The sequence below is a fragment of the Gluconacetobacter aggeris genome, from assembly GCF_014174395.1.
Lineage (GTDB): Bacteria > Pseudomonadota > Alphaproteobacteria > Acetobacterales > Acetobacteraceae > Gluconacetobacter > Gluconacetobacter aggeris.
Genome location: NZ_JABEQD010000006.1, coordinates 71,562 through 87,735 on the forward strand (window position 1 = coordinate 71,562; position 16,174 = coordinate 87,735).

14 protein-coding genes are annotated in these 16,174 nt (G+C 67.2%); 4 read left to right on the forward strand and 10 right to left on the reverse strand.

All coding sequences use genetic code 11. The annotated features are described in order from the left end of the window. Positions 1-119: 119 nt before the first annotated feature. Complete coding sequence (locus HLH36_RS10405) at positions 120-1,253, reverse strand: ROK family transcriptional regulator (protein ID WP_182986315.1); 1,134 nt, start codon at positions 1,251-1,253, stop codon at positions 120-122. A gap of 158 nt (positions 1,254-1,411) precedes the next feature. Here HLH36_RS10405 and HLH36_RS10410 point away from each other — a divergent pair, with 158 nt between their 5' ends. Further along, a complete protein-coding gene (locus HLH36_RS10410) occupies positions 1,412-2,335 on the forward strand; it encodes an ROK family protein (RefSeq protein WP_182986316.1) in 924 nt (307 codons plus the stop codon). Positions 2,336-2,382: 47 nt separating this feature from the next. Here the strand turns inward: HLH36_RS10410 and HLH36_RS10415 are convergent, their stop codons facing one another. The 9 genes from HLH36_RS10415 to HLH36_RS10455 form a co-directional block, all read right to left on the reverse strand. Continuing rightward, positions 2,383-2,766 carry a HesB/IscA family protein gene (locus HLH36_RS10415; RefSeq protein WP_182986317.1) on the reverse strand — a complete coding sequence of 128 codons (384 nt, stop codon included), beginning with the start codon at positions 2,764-2,766 and terminating at the stop codon, positions 2,383-2,385. A 46-nt stretch (positions 2,767-2,812) separates the two neighbouring features. Beyond that, complete coding sequence (locus tag HLH36_RS10420) at positions 2,813-3,250, reverse strand: SUF system Fe-S cluster assembly protein (RefSeq protein ID WP_408871881.1); 438 nt, start codon at positions 3,248-3,250, stop codon at positions 2,813-2,815. A gap of 28 nt (positions 3,251-3,278) precedes the next feature. Beyond that, on the reverse strand, positions 3,279-3,734 hold the full coding sequence (gene sufU / locus HLH36_RS10425) for a Fe-S cluster assembly sulfur transfer protein SufU (RefSeq protein ID WP_182986319.1): 456 nt from the start codon (positions 3,732-3,734) through the stop codon (positions 3,279-3,281). 21 nt (positions 3,735-3,755) lie between these two features. Beyond that, the gene (locus HLH36_RS10430) at positions 3,756-5,006 is read right to left on the reverse strand and encodes a cysteine desulfurase (RefSeq protein WP_182986320.1); all 1,251 of its coding nucleotides are present in this window, start codon (positions 5,004-5,006) and stop codon (positions 3,756-3,758) included. A 1-nt stretch (position 5,007) separates the two neighbouring features. Next, positions 5,008-6,273, reverse strand: a complete 1,266-nt coding sequence (gene sufD, locus HLH36_RS10435) for a Fe-S cluster assembly protein SufD (protein ID WP_182986321.1) — start codon at positions 6,271-6,273, stop codon at positions 5,008-5,010. Further along, positions 6,270-7,043 carry a Fe-S cluster assembly ATPase SufC gene (gene sufC / locus HLH36_RS10440; RefSeq protein WP_456305455.1) on the reverse strand — a complete coding sequence of 258 codons (774 nt, stop codon included), beginning with the start codon at positions 7,041-7,043 and terminating at the stop codon, positions 6,270-6,272. The genes sufD and sufC overlap by 4 nt, the downstream gene beginning before the upstream one ends. 15 nt (positions 7,044-7,058) lie before the next feature. Further along, positions 7,059-8,549 (reverse strand): Fe-S cluster assembly protein SufB, encoded by a 1,491-nt coding sequence (sufB, locus tag HLH36_RS10445; protein ID WP_182986323.1) that lies wholly within the window; start codon positions 8,547-8,549, stop codon positions 7,059-7,061. Between the two features lie 14 nt (positions 8,550-8,563). Next, a complete protein-coding gene (locus HLH36_RS10450; protein WP_182986324.1) occupies positions 8,564-9,034 on the reverse strand; it encodes an SUF system Fe-S cluster assembly regulator in 471 nt (156 codons plus the stop codon). 148 nt (positions 9,035-9,182) lie between these two features. After that, a complete protein-coding gene (locus HLH36_RS10455; protein WP_182986325.1) occupies positions 9,183-10,496 on the reverse strand; it encodes a DUF445 domain-containing protein in 1,314 nt (437 codons plus the stop codon). 184 nt (positions 10,497-10,680) lie between these two features. On the opposite strand from HLH36_RS10455, the gene HLH36_RS10460 reads away from it, so the two are divergent. The 3 genes from HLH36_RS10460 to HLH36_RS10470 are packed head-to-tail and all read left to right on the forward strand — an operon-like array spanning position 10,681 to position 16,074. Continuing rightward, positions 10,681-13,494, forward strand: a complete 2,814-nt coding sequence (locus tag HLH36_RS10460) for a phosphoenolpyruvate carboxylase (protein WP_182986326.1) — start codon at positions 10,681-10,683, stop codon at positions 13,492-13,494. Then, positions 13,491-14,405 (forward strand): MBL fold metallo-hydrolase, encoded by a 915-nt coding sequence (locus HLH36_RS10465; RefSeq protein WP_220792798.1) that lies wholly within the window; start codon positions 13,491-13,493, stop codon positions 14,403-14,405. The genes HLH36_RS10460 and HLH36_RS10465 overlap by 4 nt, the downstream gene beginning before the upstream one ends. A gap of 16 nt (positions 14,406-14,421) precedes the next feature. Continuing rightward, a complete protein-coding gene (locus HLH36_RS10470; RefSeq protein WP_182986327.1) occupies positions 14,422-16,074 on the forward strand; it encodes a S10 family peptidase in 1,653 nt (550 codons plus the stop codon). Positions 16,075-16,174 lie beyond the last annotated feature (100 nt).

Sequence of the window (16,174 nt, forward strand, 5' to 3'; positions counted from 1 at the left end):
TTTAATGCGCAATAGGAATTTAATCCGGCTACTTAATTCCAACTTAAAACAAAGTGTTTTCGCTCTCCATGCGCAAAACTGTTGCCAGAATGACACGATCTCACCGGTTCCACAGGCTTTCAGACACCGTCCGGGCCGAAAATGAAGTAGCGGGCCGCAAGGCTCGCGGCGCCGCAGGCAAAGCTGTCGGGCTCGAAATCCCGGAAATCGATCATGCTCCGCGAGGCCGGGCGCCGCAGGATGTGGGATTCGGTCTCGCGGAGCAGGGCATGGCCATAGATCCCGTCGCGCAGGTTCGGGTCCAGCATCACCACGACATGGCTCGGATCGATCAATTGGATCAGATGGGCGGTGGCAAGTCCCATCGAGGCACCGGCATGATGCAGGATCGACAGCGCCTCGGGGTGCGCGCCGGCCGCCAGCCGGGCCAGTTCGGCGATGTCGCCGGGCAGCCCCGCCCGGCGGGCGGCATTGCCGATTGCCAGAAGCGAGGCCACGGTTTCCAGGCAGCCGCGGTTGCCGCAGCGGCATGGCAGGGCATGGGCCATGTCCGTCACGATCGGCGCGTGCGACATTTCTCCCGCCCCGCCGGCATAACCGCGCAGAAGCCGCCCATTGACGATGTTCGCGCAGCCGATGCCGTTGCTGATGAAGATCACGCTGAAATCCGGGCTGCCGCGCAGGGCCCCGAACAGTTGCTCGCCCAGGATCAGGGCATTCGCATCGTTCTCGATCCAGGTCGGCAGGCCGGTCCGCTTCGACAGCACCCCGCCGATATCGACATCCCGCCACCCCAGGGCGGCACAGGCCAGGCAGGTCTGGCGATCGTTGGCCACAAAGCCCGGAAGGGCCATGCCGACGCCCGAAACCTTGGCCGAACGAGGCCCCCTCCGCAGGTACGTGATCGCCTCGCACAACGACGACACGCATGTTTCCAGATCGGCATGACGCGGCAGCTCCATACGGTCGTGCACGGTCCCATGCAGGTCGGTCAGCACCACGATCGCCGGATCGTCCTGCAGGGAAATGCCGATGAACCACGCCGCTTCCGCCCGCACGGCAAGCGGCACCGAAGGCCGCCCGCTGCCGTGGACCGGCGCCTGCTCGCACAGGATTTCCTGCTTCAGCAGATCGCGCACCAGGCTGGACACGGCCGCCTTGCTCATGCCCAGGCGCAGCGCGAGTTCGCTCCGGCTTTCCGGTCCATTGCGGCTGAGACTGCTCAGAATCAGATAATGTCCCGTGGAAAGCATGATGAAGGCCCTTGGAGAAATCGCCGGTCAATATTTCATATCATGAACTATATTGACGGAATAAGGAAATGTCTGTTTACAAAAAGGGCCGATAAATAGGGTCGGGGTAGACGGGCCTGCCTGTCGTCCGGGCGGGCAATCTCAGTGTGGAACCCTTCATGATTCTTTGCGCAGATATTGGTGGATCGTTCATCGATTTCGCGGTGGTTCACCCCGATGGACGGACCGAACACCGCCGTTCCGTTCCGACACCGCTCGATAACGCCCCCGCCTTCATCGGCGCACTTGTCGCGCTCTGCGCCCCCTGGCCCGACATGCCGCTGCACATCGCCATAGCGGGCGTGGAATGTCCCGATACCGGCATCATCCGCGCGGCGAACATTCCCTGCCTGCAAGCCCTTCCGCTTTCCGCCCATCTGCGCCGCGAAACCGGACGCATCGTCCGGATCGCCAATGACGCGGATTGCTTCGCGCTGGCCGAGGCCCATTTCGGCGTGGCAAAGGGACATCGCAATGTTTTCGGCGTGATTCTCGGCACGGGAATCGGTGGAGGATTTATCCTCGATGGCCGGATCGTGCCGGGCCTGGGCGGCGTGACGGGCGAATGGGGCCACGCCCCGCTCGTCATCCCCCCCCCTGCCTCCCATGATCAGGAGTCAGCCCAGGCCCTGGTTCCGCTCTTTCGCTGCGGCTGCGGCATCTCGGGCTGCCTCGACACGATCGCGGGCGCCCGCGCGCTGGAACGGCTGCATCTCTGGGCGGGCGGCACGCCGCAGACCAGCCGGACGATCCTCGAAGCCTGGCAGACAGGCGATCGCCAGGCCGGCAGGACGCTCGATATCTGGCTGTCCTATATGGGCGCCGGCCTGGCCCATGTGATCAACGTCACCGGCAGCACCATCGTCCCGGTCGCCGGCGGCCTGAGCAACGCCCACGCCCTGGTCGACGCCCTGGACGAGGCCGTCCGCGCCCGCATCCTGACCACCACGTCCGGCCCGCTTCTCAGGCGCGCGGCACTAGGGGCCGATGCCGGCCTGCTCGGCGCGGCCTGCCTCGGACTGGATATCCGCGCACAGAATTAAAAACCGGCGCGAACCCATGGAAATTCCAGAAGGAACGGATCGAGCGATCAGACGTGAAAGCTCTCGCCGCAGCCGCAGCGGCCCTTCTCGTTCGGATTATTGAAGGTGAAGCCGGATTCGAGCTGCTTGACCTCATAATCCATCGTCGTGCCGATCAGGAACAGCGTCGCCTTGCGATCGACCAGCACGGTCACGCCCTTGTCGGTCACGATCTCATCGCCCGGCCCCGCCGCCTCGACGAAGCTCATATCGTAGGCGTGGCCGGAACACCCCTTGGTCGAGACCGCAATCCGCAGCAACTGCCCGGCATGGGCCGTGGCATATAACGCCCGCAGCCGGTCGGCCGCACGATCGGACAGCGCCATCAGCGGCGGCAGCGCCCGCCGGGCCGGAGCGGACGTTGCGGTCGTCGCGTTGCTGGAAACACTCATCGGCAATCTCCCAATCCCGGCGGGCATCGCATCCCGCCGCGCGGTGTCAGAACATGTTCAGGCTCAGACGGGCATCGTCGCTCATGCGCGACATGTCCCATGGCGGGTCCCAGACGATCTCGACCGTGGCATCGGTCACGCCAGGGACGGCGCGAACCGCTTCCTGCACCTGCGCCGGCAATTCCTGCGCGCTGGGACAGTTGGGCGCCGTCAGCGTCATTTCAATGCGCACCGTGCCGTCACGATGCAGGTCGATGGCGTAGATCAGGCCCAGCTCATAGATATTCACCGGAATTTCCGGATCGTAGACCGAGGCGATGGCCGCGATCACGGCCTCTTCGTCGGGCACCGCCGCCGCACCGTCCGCCGCCGGCTCGCCATCAGGCGTCCAGCCTTCCACCGCAGGGCTGTCCCCAGCCGCAGGTGCCTCGAACGAGAAAGCCTGCCCCTCCGCGCCGTTTCCGGTCTCTTCCATCGCGGCCATCCTGTCGGTCTGAACCATCATTCCCGCCTCATCCGTCCTTCGTCTCACCCGCTGGCGTTCCCGCAGGCGCCTCGACCAATGCCGCCTCCAGCGCCGACCATGCCAGGGTCGCGCAGCGGATGCGCGACCGGTGCCGGTGCAGGGGCGCGAAGACCCTCAATTCCGGGCAGGACTCGCCGCCCTGCCCGCTTTGCAGCAGGGCGGTAAAATCCCGCCCCATGGTCGCGGCCCCGATCCTGTCCTGCCCCGCCACCAGCCCGGCCATCATGTCGGCCGAGGCCAGGCAGATCGCACATCCTCGCGTCTGGTGACGAACCGTCCCGATCCGCCCGTCCGCATCCAGCCAGACCCCGATCCGCACCCGGTCGCCGCACATCGGGTTCGTGCCCTCGCCTCGGCCGGTGGCGCCTTCCAGCGGGCCGGCATGGACGGGCGCACGCGCCCGTTCGATCACCTGCCGCTGATAAAGCCCGTCCTGATCCATCGGCCCGCGCCCGCTCCCGTCTCAGACGAAGAAGCTGCGGATCTGCGTCAGCGTCGATGCCAGCGCATCCACCTCCTCGCGCGTCGTATAGAGCGCGAAGCTGGCACGGGCAGTGGCGGACAGGCCCAGGCGCCGCATCAGCGGCTCCGCGCAATGATGGCCGGCCCGCACCGCAATGCCATTGCGATCCAGCAGGGTCGCGATGTCATGCGGATGCACATCGTCCATCGTGAATGAAATCACACCCCCGCGCTCCGCCGGGGCCCCGATCACGCGCAGGCCCGGCACCTCGGCCAGGCGCGGCAGCGCATAATCCACCAGCGCCGTCTCATGCGCCGCGATGGCATCATATCCGATCGCTTCGATATAGCTGATGGCCGCCCCCAGCCCGATCGTCTCGATGATCGCGGGCGTGCCGGCCTCGAATTTATGCGGCACGGTGGCCCAGGTGGAGCGCTCGAAACTGACCGAGGAAATCATGTCCCCGCCACCCAGGAACGGCGGCATCGCCTCCAGCAGCTCCCGCCGCCCCCACAGCACGCCGATCCCGGTGGGACCATACAGCTTGTGGCCGGTAAAGGTGTAGAAATCGGCGTCGATCGCCTGCACATCCACCCGCCGATGCACGACGAACTGGCTGCCGTCGAACAGCACGCGCGCCCCCGCCGCATGGGCGATATCGGCAATCCGCCGCGCCGGCGTCACGGTACCCAGCACGTTCGACATGTGGGTAACGGCCACCAGCGCCACCTTGCCGTCCGCCACCAGCCGCTCCAGCGCGTCCAGTGCGATGTCGCCCTCATCGGTGATCGGCGCCACGCGCAGTTCGATACCCGTCCGGTCCCGCAGCATCTGCCACGGCACCAGATTGGCATGGTGCTCCATCTCCGAGATCACCACCGCCTGCCCCGGCCGCATCAGGCTGCCGAAGGAATGGGCGACCAGATTGATCGCCTCGGTACTGTTGCGGGTAAAGATCACCTCTTCCCGCGCCGAGGCACCGATCAGCCCGGCCACCTGGTCACGCACCGCCTCGTAGGCATCGGTAGTGCGCTCGCTCATCCAGTGCAGCCCGCGATGGATGTTGGCGTATTGCGTGCGCATGGTATCGGCCATCGCATCGATCACCTGGACCGGCTTCTGCGCCGAGGCGGCACTGTCCAGAAAGACCAGCGGGCGCCCATGCACCCTCTCGCCCAGGATCGGGAAATCGGCACGCCGGTCGCGCAGCGCGTCGATCGGGTCGGTCATCACGGAAGGCGAGACATCCATGTTACGCGTCCTTTCGGGTCCACCAGGTCTCGACCGCGCGGTTCAACACCGCCCGCAGGGCCTCGTCCCCCATCAGTTCCACCGCGTCGTGCAGGAATGCCTTGACCAGAATGGCCCGGGCCTCTTCCCCCGCCACGCCACGGCTGCGCAGATAAAACAGTTGGTCGGCATCCAGCGCCCCCACGGTCGCACCGTGGCTGCACCGCACGTCGTCGGCATAGATTTCCAGTTCCGGCTTCGCATCGATCTCGGCATGGTCCGACAGCAGCAGGGCCTGGTTCATCTGGTAGCCATCGGTCTTCTGCGCAACACGCTCCACCAGGATCTTCCCCTGGAAGACCCCCCTGGCATGGCCCGTCAGCACGTTCTTCACCGTCTGGCGCGAATTGCACGACGGCGCGGCATGCGTGATCACGCTGGTCAGGTCGGCAATCTGCCGCCCGTCCAGCAACTGCGCGCCGTTGACATGCACGATGCCACCCTCGGCCTTCAGCCGCGCATGGACCTCATGCCGCGCCAGGGCCGCGCCCAGCGTCAGGGTGAAACTGTCATAGGACGCATCGGCCCCGACCTCGGCATGAACCACCGCCAGATGCCGGGCAGCCGGGTCCTCGGTCTGCAGCTTCGCATGGATCAGATGCCCGCCTTCGGCCACCAACACATCCAGCACCGGATTGTTCAGATAATCGCCGCGCCCGACCGACAGATCCAGCACCGACAGCCGCGCCCCGGCCCCCAGCACGATGCGGTGCCTCGGATGAACCGACAGCGCCACGCCATCGGGCGCAACCACGACCGACAGCAGCATCATCCGCCCGGCATCGACGCCGGGTGCCACCGTCAGCGTCAGCCCGTCTTCGGCCAGCAGGGCATTCAGCGCGCTGGCAACATCGCCATGCGCCGTCAGGTCCGCGCCGGCGGCAAACCGCGTGACCGACAGCCCATCCGGCAGGCGCGACAGGTCCGGCGCAAAACGCCCATTGACCAGGACGGCACGCGGCAGGTCGGCATCCAGATCATAAGCCCGCACGGCATCGGCCAGCAGCGCCTCGACCGCCACCCCGTCCGCCTGCGCCGGCGCCCCGGCAAAGGGAATATCCGCCAGCGTCCGCAGCGAGGTATATTTCCACGCCTCGACACCCGTGCGCGGCAGGCCCGCCCGGCGCAGCAGGTCGGCCGCCTGCGCACGCGTGGCGTTCCCGTCCCCGCCCGTGTAGCGGTCCAGGAACGCGGCGGCGCTGACGCCGGCGGGAGCGATCGCGTTCACGCGGCCTCCGCCAGGAAACGGGCATAGCCCTGGGCCTCAAGCTGCTTGGCCAGTTCCGGCCCGCCGCTATGGATGATGCGCCCGCGCGCCATCACATGGATGCGGTCCGGCACGATGTAATCCAGCAGCCGCTGATGATGGGTAATGACCAGCGCCGAGAAATCCGGCGCGCGCAGCGAATTCACGCCCTCGGCCACGATGCGCAGCGCATCGATGTCCAGCCCGCTATCGGTCTCGTCCAGAATGGCGAAGGACGGGTTCAGCATGCGCATCTGCAGCACTTCGTTGCGCTTCTTCTCGCCACCCGAAAAGCCGACATTCACATTGCGCTTCAGCATGTCGTCGGACATCGACAGATGCTTCGTCTCCTGCCGCACCGCCTTCAGGAAGGCCACCGCGTCCAGTTCGTCCTGCCCGCGGGCGCGGCGCACCGCGTTCACGGCCGTGCGCAGGAAATTCGCATTATTGACGCCCGGCAATTCGACCGGCGCCTGAAAAGCCAGGAACAGCCCCAGCGCCGCGCGCTCTTCCGGCTCCAGCGCCAGCAGGTCCCGCCCCTTGAAGGTCGCGCTGCCCGCCGTCACCTCGTAATCCTCGCGCCCGGCCAGCACATAGGAGAGGGTAGACTTGCCCGACCCGTTCGGGCCCATGATGGCATGGACCTCGCCGGCCGGGATCTCCAGATCGACGCCGCGCAGGATCTCCTTGTCCGCGCCGTTATCCGAAATCTTGGCGCACAGGCCGGCAATCCGCAAAAACTCGTTGCTCACGTCACTCATCTCCGTTCAGCCGACGCTGCCTTCAAGGCTGATCTGCAGCAATTTCTGGGCCTCGACCGCGAATTCCATCGGCAGTTCCTTCAGCACGTCCTTGCAGAAGCCGTTCACGATCAGCCCGACCGCATCTTCCTCGGACAGGCCGCGCTGGCGGCAATAGAACAGTTGGTCTTCCGAAATCTTCGAGGTCGTCGCCTCATGCTCGATCTTGGCCGACAGGTTGCGGCTTTCGATATAGGGCACGGTATGCGCACCGCACTGGTCGCCGATCAGCAGGCTGTCGCACTGCGTGAAGTTCCGCGCGCCGGCCGCCTTGGGCATCATCCGCACCAGCCCGCGATAGGTGCTGTCGGAATGGCCGGCGCTGATGGTCTTGGCGATGATCGTCGAGCGCGTATTGCGCCCCAGATGGATCATCTTGGTCCCGGTATCGGCCTGCTGGTGGTTGTTCGTCACCGCGACCGAATAGAACTCGCCCACCGCGCCGTCGCCCTGCAGGATGCAGGACGGATATTTCCAGGTAATGGCCGACCCGGTCTCAACCTGCGTCCACGAGATCTTGGACCGGTCGCCCCGGCACGCGCCGCGCTTGGTCACGAAATTATAGATCCCGCCGCGCCCGTGCTCGTCGCCCGGATACCAGTTCTGCACCGTCGAGTATTTGATCGACGCATCATCCATCGCCACCAGTTCGACCACCGCCGCATGCAACTGGTTCTCGTCGCGCATCGGCGCGGTGCAGCCTTCCAGGTACGAGACCGACGCCCCGTCCTCGACCACGATCAGCGTGCGCTCGAACTGTCCGGTATTGCGCGCATTGATGCGGAAATAGGTCGACAGCTCCATCGGGCAGCGCACGCCCTTGGGCACATACACAAACGACCCGTCGGTGAAGACGGCCGAATTCAGCGCCGCATAGAAATTGTCGGCTACCGGCACCACGCTGCCCAGATAACGGCGCACCAGTTCGGGATGCTCGCGCACCGCCTCGGAAATCGGGCAGAAGATCACGCCCGCCTTGGCCAGCGTCTCGCGGAAGGTGGTCACCACCGACACGCTGTCGAATACCGCATCCACCGCGACCGGCGGCCGCGCAACCTCGCCTTCGGGCAGCTCGACGCCAGCCAGCAGCGCCTGTTCATGCAGCGGAATGCCCAGCTTCTCGTAAGTGCGCAGCAGTTCCGGATCGACCTCTTCCAGCGATTTCGGGCCCGCCTTCTTCTTCGGCGCGGCATAGTAATGCGCGTCCTGGAAATCGATCGGCGGATGGCTGACCTTGGCCCATGTCGGCTCGGTCATGGCCTGCCAGGCCTGGAACGCCTTCAGCCGCCATTCCAGCAGCCATTCCGGCTCCTGCTTGCGGTGCGAGATCAGGCGGATCGTCTCCTCGGTCAGGCCCTTGGGGGCCATGTCCATCTCGATCTCGGTCTCGAAGCCCCATTTGTAGGTGGACTGGCCCAGGCTCTCGACCGCATCGCGGGTTTCGGCAATCGCTGGCATGTCTTCCTGCTCCCTCAGACTGCGACGGCCGGGCCGGCAGCGGATATGTCATGGGCCGCGCACGCAGCCCCCGGTCCCCGCGCGGCCTGCCCGCGGGTCTGCATGTCGGCCAGCGTGATCGAGGACAAGGCCCCCCGGATCGCGTCATTGACCGCATCCCATTGCCCGCACAGGCCGCACAGGGTGCGTGCATCGCACTCCCCCCCATCGACGCACGCCGTCAGCGAGATCGGCCCGTCCACGGCGGTAATGACCCGCGCCACCGAAATTTCGTTCAGCGGCAGCGCCAGACGATATCCCCCACGCGCGCCGCGCAGGGAAATCACCAGTTCGTCGGCCGCCAGGATCTTCAGCACCTTGGCCACGGTGGGTTCGGGAATACCCGTGGCCTGCGACAGCGCCGGCGATGTCATCACCTCGTCCTGCTGCGCCAGGCGCACCAGGGCAACGACGGCATAGTCGGTCAGCTTCGACAGTCTCAGCACCCGCACCCTCCTTTTCGTCCCTGGATCGCGGTCCGCCGCATAGCGGACCAATTCAGTACTGATTTACGATCCAGATGATGCCCCACGGCGCCAGCGTCAAGTGCAAACCGCGCACGCCGGGCCGTCACGGCCGCATGGCACCGGCCGTTCATCCCACCTGCGCTCCGAAAACCAGGTACAACGCCAGCGACAGCACCGCCCCGGCCAGGAAGCCGACCAGCGTGCCGTTCAGCCGCACGAACTGCAGGTCCTTGCCCACCCGCAATTCCAGCCGCGAGACCAGCATGTCGGTATCCCAGCCCGCCACCACTCCGGCAATGAAGCGCGACAGACGCTCGCGCACGAAGGGCAGGCTGCCCAGGATCATGCGCCGCGCCCACCCGACCACGCGCTCACGCAGGGCCTGGTCGGTGCGCATCTGGTCCGCCAGCCGCTGCAGCGTGTCCCGCACGATCGACGCGGCCCAGCCGTCGGGACAGGCCATGTCGGCCTCGATCATCTGCCGCATCCGGCGCCAGACATCCCCGCCCCAGTCGCGGATGCTGTCATGGGTCATCACGCCCGCGATCGCCCCGGTGATCTCGCGGCGCCGCTCGGGGTCGGTCTCGATCCGGTCGATCTCGCCCCGCACCCAGGTCGTGAATCCCTCGCGCAGCTCCGAATTCTGCGGATCGATCCGGTCCAGTTCCTGATTGACCGCGATCAGCACCTTGGTCGCGATCGACCCCCCGATGGCCCAGCCCAGAATCCGCCCGCCCTGCTCGCGCACACGGTCCTCGATCATGGCGCGCAGCGAATCTTCCTTGGCCTTCAGCCCATCCTTCATCCGCGCCAGCAGAAACGACAGGACTTCCTGATGCCGATTCCCCTCCACCAGGGCCCGCAGGGTCCGCGCCACCACAGGCGCCACCTCCTCGCCCCCCAGGATCAGCGGCAGCATCCGCGCCACGGCCGACCCGGCCCGCCCGTCCTCCAGGCGCGCCATCACCGCGGGCGCGGCGCCGGCCAGCGTGCGGCACACGGTCTGGGCGGTCGCCGGGTCCTCCAGCAGCCCGGCCACGATTCCCGGCAGGTCGATCCGCTCCAGTGCCGCGGCCACATCGGCCTCGGTAAAGACATGCGTCGCCACGAAGCGGCCCAGCGCCTCGCCCAGGCGCGCCTTCTGCGCGGGCAGGATGGCGGTATGGGGAATCGGCAGGCCCATCGGCCGCCGGAACAGGGCGGTCACCGCGAACCAGTCCGCCAGTCCGCCCACCACCCCTGCCTTGGCGCCCGCCCGCAGCACGTCGAGCCACAGCGCATCGGCAACCAGGCCGGCGGCCGGCGCGGCGTAGGCCGCCACGGTCACCGCCCCCATGCCGGCCAGCAGGCCACCGGCCGCGCGGCGATATCGGCGCAATGTCCGCCAGGCGGCCCGATCCGCGTCGAACCTGGCATTTTCCGCATCGGGGCTCGTCTTCATCCCCCGCTCGATACCACTCCGCACGCGCCGACCCAAGCGCCGCCCGCACGATCCGCCGTCCCGCCTGCGGCACGCCGACCGAAATTCGGCGTGATCCGCCCCGCGAGACATTGCGATGGGAACGCGAACATGAAACCCTGCCGGGGCGTGACGCACGGATGATTACGGAAAAGACAGGCCAGCAATGACCGACACCTCCATCAGCGATGCGGCGGAAATGCTGCTCGACCTCGCACGGCAATCGGTCACGGGGGCCGAAGACCTGTCCGCGGGCAATCCCATCATCACCCTGGCCCGCCGAATCGGCCGGCGCCTGACCGACGGCACGCTGACCACCGACATGCTCGACGGCGTGGTGCGTCATCTGCGCGACAATGCCTTTCGCAGCCGGGCCGCACGCCTGGGCAGCTATGTCGACGGCACCGACGATTCGCGGATCGCGACCCGCCTGCGCGACGTCGCCCGCACGGTGGCCGGCGCACCGGGGCCGGACGGCACGCCGCCCACCTTCGGCGCCTTCCGCAAGACCGTGGAACGCTGCCGCTTCGCGGCCGTCTTCACCGCCCACCCGACCTTCGCCCTGGCCAATCCGGTCTACGACCTGCTGGCGACGATGGCCTCTTCCGACGCCACGCCCCCCGTCGCCCTGCCGGAGCTTGAAACCCATCGCCGCGCCGCCCCGCCGACCCTGGAGGAGGAATTCGCCCTCGCCTCGGCCGCGATCCTGCGCGGCCGCGACGCGGTGGACCGGCTGACCGGCGCCCTGCTGGCCGAGGCCCGCGCCCGCTGGCCGCATGAATGGTCGGTCCTCAGCCCCCGCCCGGTGATCCTGACCAGTTGGGTCGGCTACGACACGGACGGGCGCACCGATATCGGCTGGTGGGACACGATCCGCCTGCGGCTGCGCATGAAGAAGCTGCAGCTGGAACGGCTGCACGCGCAGATCGCCCCCCTGCTGCCGCCGGCCCAGGACCTGCATGCGCGGGTCGAACGCGCGCTGGACGCCGTGACCGCGCAGATCGAAGCCTGCCCGGTCGGCACCAGTGTGCAGCCCGAAGCCGTGGCCGCCTTCGCCGCCGTGCTGATCGGCCGCAGTGACGAGGCGATCCCGGCCGCCAGCCATCTGGCCGCCTTGTTCCAGGAAGCCATCGATGCCGCCCCGCCCGACGACCGGATGGCCCTGTCCGTCGCCCGGGCCGGATTGCTGGCCCACGGCATGGGTGCCGCCCACACCCATGTGCGGCTGAATTCGACCCAGATCCACAACGTCGCCCGCCAGCGGCTGGGGATCGAGGACAACCCGGAAAACCCGTCACAGCGCCGCGCGCTGCTGACGCACATCAACGACGCGCTGGAACGGGCCCAGCCGGTCGAGATCGATTTCGGCTCGCTGCTGGTCGAGCAGGCCACCGCCGCCCGCCTGATGATGACGGTGCGCCAGATCGTCCGCCATATCGACCATGAGAGCCCGGTCCGTTTCCTGATCGCCGAGACCGAGAGCGGCTACACGCTGCTGGCCGCCCTCTGGCTGGCCCGCACCTTCGGCATCGCCGATCATGTCGAAATCTCGCCGCTGTTCGAAACGCAGGAGGCACTGGAAAACGGCGCCCATATCGTCGAGGAAGCCCTGCGCTCGCCCCACTGGCGCGACTATCTGCGCCGCACCGGGCGGATGAGCCTGCAATTCGGCTATTCGGATTCCGGCCGCTATGTCGGGCAGCTCGCCGCCACCTACCTGATCGAGCGCCTGCGGCTGAAGATCTGCGACCTGCTGCGGCGCTGGGACCTCACGGATGTCGAGGTCATCCTGTTCGACACCCATGGCGAGAGCATCGGCCGCGGCGCCCACCCGTTCCGTCTGGCCGACCGGCTCGACTATCTGTCGCCGCCGCAGGCACGCGCCATCTTCGCCGATGCCGGGCTGCATATCCGCGAGGAAACCGCCTTCCAGGGCGGCGACGGCTACCTGCTGTTCGGCACAAGCGCACTGGCCGACGCCACGGTCAGCATCATCGCCGAACACGCCTTCGCCCACCCCCCCCGTGACCGCGACCCGGTCTATGACGAGCCCGATTTTTCCGCCGATTTCTTCTCGACCATCGGCGCGGGCATGGCGGCCCTGGTCGAAGACCCCGGCTACGCCGCCCTGCTGGGCGCCTTCGGTCCGTCGCTGATCGACAAGACCGGCTCCCGCCCGGCCGCCCGACAGAGTGACGCCGGCGCCGCCACCGCCCGCATCAGCCATCCCAGCCAGTTGCGCGCCATCCCCAACAACGCGATCCTCCAACAGCTCGGCTGGTGCGCCAACACCATCCAGGGGCTGGGCACCGCCGCCGCCCGCCATCCCGAAACGTTCGAGGAATTTCTCGACCGCAGCCCGCGTTTTCGCCGCGCGCTGGATTTCGCGGCCCATGCCCTGGCCCATTCCGACGACATGGTGCTGCGCGCCGTGATCTACATGCTGGACCCGGATATGTGGCTGAACCGCGCAACGGCCGAGACCGACCCGGCCCGGCGCGACGCCTATCTGGCGCTGATGCAGGGGCTGGAGCGGCTGAATTTCTGGGCCAGCACCCAGGCCATGTTCCGCCGCATCCAGTCCGACCACCTGGCCCTGCGCCGCGCCTGGGCACAGGCCCCCACCATGGGCACCGAAGAGAAGCTGCTGCACGCCATCCGCATCGCCATGATCGAGCAGCTCTGGCTGCTGTCGACGCGCATCCCCTATTTCTCGCCGCGCAACGCCTTCTCGCGGGAAGCATTGACGACGCGCGTGCTGTGCCTGGAAATCCCCGCCGCCCTGCGCGAGTTGGACCACGTCTTCCCCTCGGTCACGCGCAGCGGGCTGGAACTGGATTATCACGAGCAACACAGTCCCCGCTCCGAAGGGGCCTATGTCCGCGAACATGCCGAAATCTTCGCGCCCATGCTGCGCCTGTTCAACCTGCTGCGCGAAACCAGCGTCGCGGTGATGCATCATGTCGGAGCCTTCGGCTGAGTATTTCGCGCGACTCCCGCCCACGCCCCTCCTGGCAGGTCCGCGAACCGCCGCCGCCCACGGGCCGCCCCCTGAAGGCGGCGGCGCACCTGCCGGGGCTGCGGCGCGTCGTCGCCCCCAATCCCGGCCCCATGACCGGGCATGGCACCAATAGCTGGCTGGTCGACCACCCCGGCGGCACGGCCATCATCGACCCGGGCTCGGACCATCCTGCCCATCTCGAAGCCCTCCTCGCAGCGGCCGGCGGGCGGATCACCCATATCCTGCTGACCCACACCCATCGCGACCATCTGACCGGCGCCCGTCCGCTGGGCCAGATGGCGGGCGCGCCGGTCTGCGGCTTCCGCCACAGCGCGGTTCCCTCCTTCACCCCCGACATCGCGCTCGATGACGGGTCGGTCGTGGCGGGGCTGACGGTCCTGCACACACCGGGCCATGCGACCGACCATCTGTGCTTCCTGACGGCGGACGGCATCCTCTTCACCGGCGATCACATCATGGGCTGGTCGACGACCATGGTCCCGCCCGCGCCCGATGGATCGGTGCGCCAGTTCCTCGACGGCCTGGCCCGCATCGATGCCCTGGCACCGTCCCTGCTGCTGCCGGCCCACGGGCCGCCGATTCCGGCCCCCGAATCCTGCATCCGGGCCCTGATCGCGCATCGCCTGTCGCGCGAGGAAAGAATCCTCGCCGCCCTGCACCAGGGTCCCGCGACGCTCGATGAGATGATGCGGCGCGTCTACCGCGCCATACCGCCCACGCTGCGCCGGGCGGCGGAACTGAATCTGCTGGCGCACCTGGAAAAATTACGTGATGACGGTCGCGCCATTCACGATCGCGATGGCTGGCGCGCCACCACCGCCCACGGAGAGCCCCCGCCTTCCCAGGCCCCGGGCCGCCCGTACCCCTGACGAACCGGAGGAACCGTTGACCACACGCCTGTCCCTGCTGCTGTCCGCGTCGCTCATCTGCCTGGGCCTGTCGCCGGCCCGCGCCGCCATCGACCATCCCGACACGGCCCATGCCGACACCGCGCGCGCCGCCCACCCTGCACAGCCCATCGAACGGACCAGCAGCGGCACGATCACGATCGACGGCAAATCCATCGCCTACCAGGCCGTGGCCGGCACATTGGTGGTCCATCCGCATGGATGGGACGATTCCGACGAGACCGTCCAGCACCAGACCCCGGGCAGCGACGCCCATGCCATCGACGGCAATCCCGACGCCACGGCGTCGATGTTCTATGTCGCCTATTTCCGCAAGGACAGCCGGGCGGAATCCCGCCCCGTCACCTTCATCTATAACGGCGGACCGGGCTCGTCCTCGGTGTGGCTGCATATGGGCGCCTTCGGCCCGCGCCGCGTGGTGACGAACGACGACACCCACACCCCCGCCAGCCCCTACCGGCTGATCGACAACCCGCAGAGCCTGCTGGACGTCACCGACCTGGTGTTCGTCGACGCGCCGGGCACAGGCTTCGGCCGCATCAACGGCAAGGACAAGGAAAAGCTGTTCTGGGGCGTGGATGCCGACGGCCAGGCCTTTACCAGCTTCGTCACCCGCTTCCTGGCGAAATATGGCCGCTACAACTCGCCGAAATACCTGTTCGGCGAAAGCTACGGCACCATGCGCTCGGCCGTCCTGGTCAACGACCTGCAAAATCAGGAAAACATCGATTTCAACGGCGTGATCCTCCTGTCGCAGATCCTCAGCTACGACAACAGCGTGGACGAACCGGCGCTGAATCCCGGCATGGACGAACCGTTCGTGCTGGCCCTGCCGACCTATGCCGCGACGGCATGGTATCATCACAAGCTGCCGCAGCAGCCCGCGGACCTGAAGACCTTCCTGGCCGAGGTCGAGCATTTCGCCAGCACCGACTACCTGGCAGCCCTGCAACAGGGCGCGGCTCTGCCCGACGCCGACCGGGCGCGGATCGTCGAGCGCCTGCATGCCTATACCGGCCTGCCCGCCGACTATATCCGCCGCGCCGACCTGCGCATCGACGGCGGCGAATTCTCCAAGACCCTGCAATCGGACGACGGCATGACGACCGGCCGGCTGGATACCCGCTTCTCCGGCCCCGCGCTGGACCCGCTGAGCGAGGAAGCCGGATACGACCCGCAATCGACCGCCATCAGTTCGGCCTATGTGTCACTGTTCAACGACTATGTGCGCAAGACGCTGAATTACGGCGACGGCCTGACCTACCGTCCGGAAATCGACATCCAGCACTGGAACTTCCACCACGCAGCCGGCGGTCCCGACGCGACGGAATCCGACGGCCCCGCCAACGTGATGCCCGACCTCGCCCAGGCGATGAAGACCAACCCGACGCTGAAGATCATGCTCAACGCCGGCTATTTCGACCTGGCGACCCCGTATTACGAGGGGATCTACGAAATGCGCCACCTGCCGATCCCGGCCGCCTTGCAGAAGAATATCGAATTCCACCAGTACCGGTCAGGCCACATGGTCTACGCCAACATCCCGGCCCTGACCGAACTGCACGACAATATCGCCGACTTCATCCGCCGCACCGACAACCAGCCGGCGGCCGTAGCCAGCGCACCGTAAAACGGATTTTTTTCATTGACGCCTGCCGGCCACGTCGTAAATTCGTGGCCGGTTCGACGCGACCCGCCGCCTGCGGCCCCCGGCCACGGTGAACGCGTCT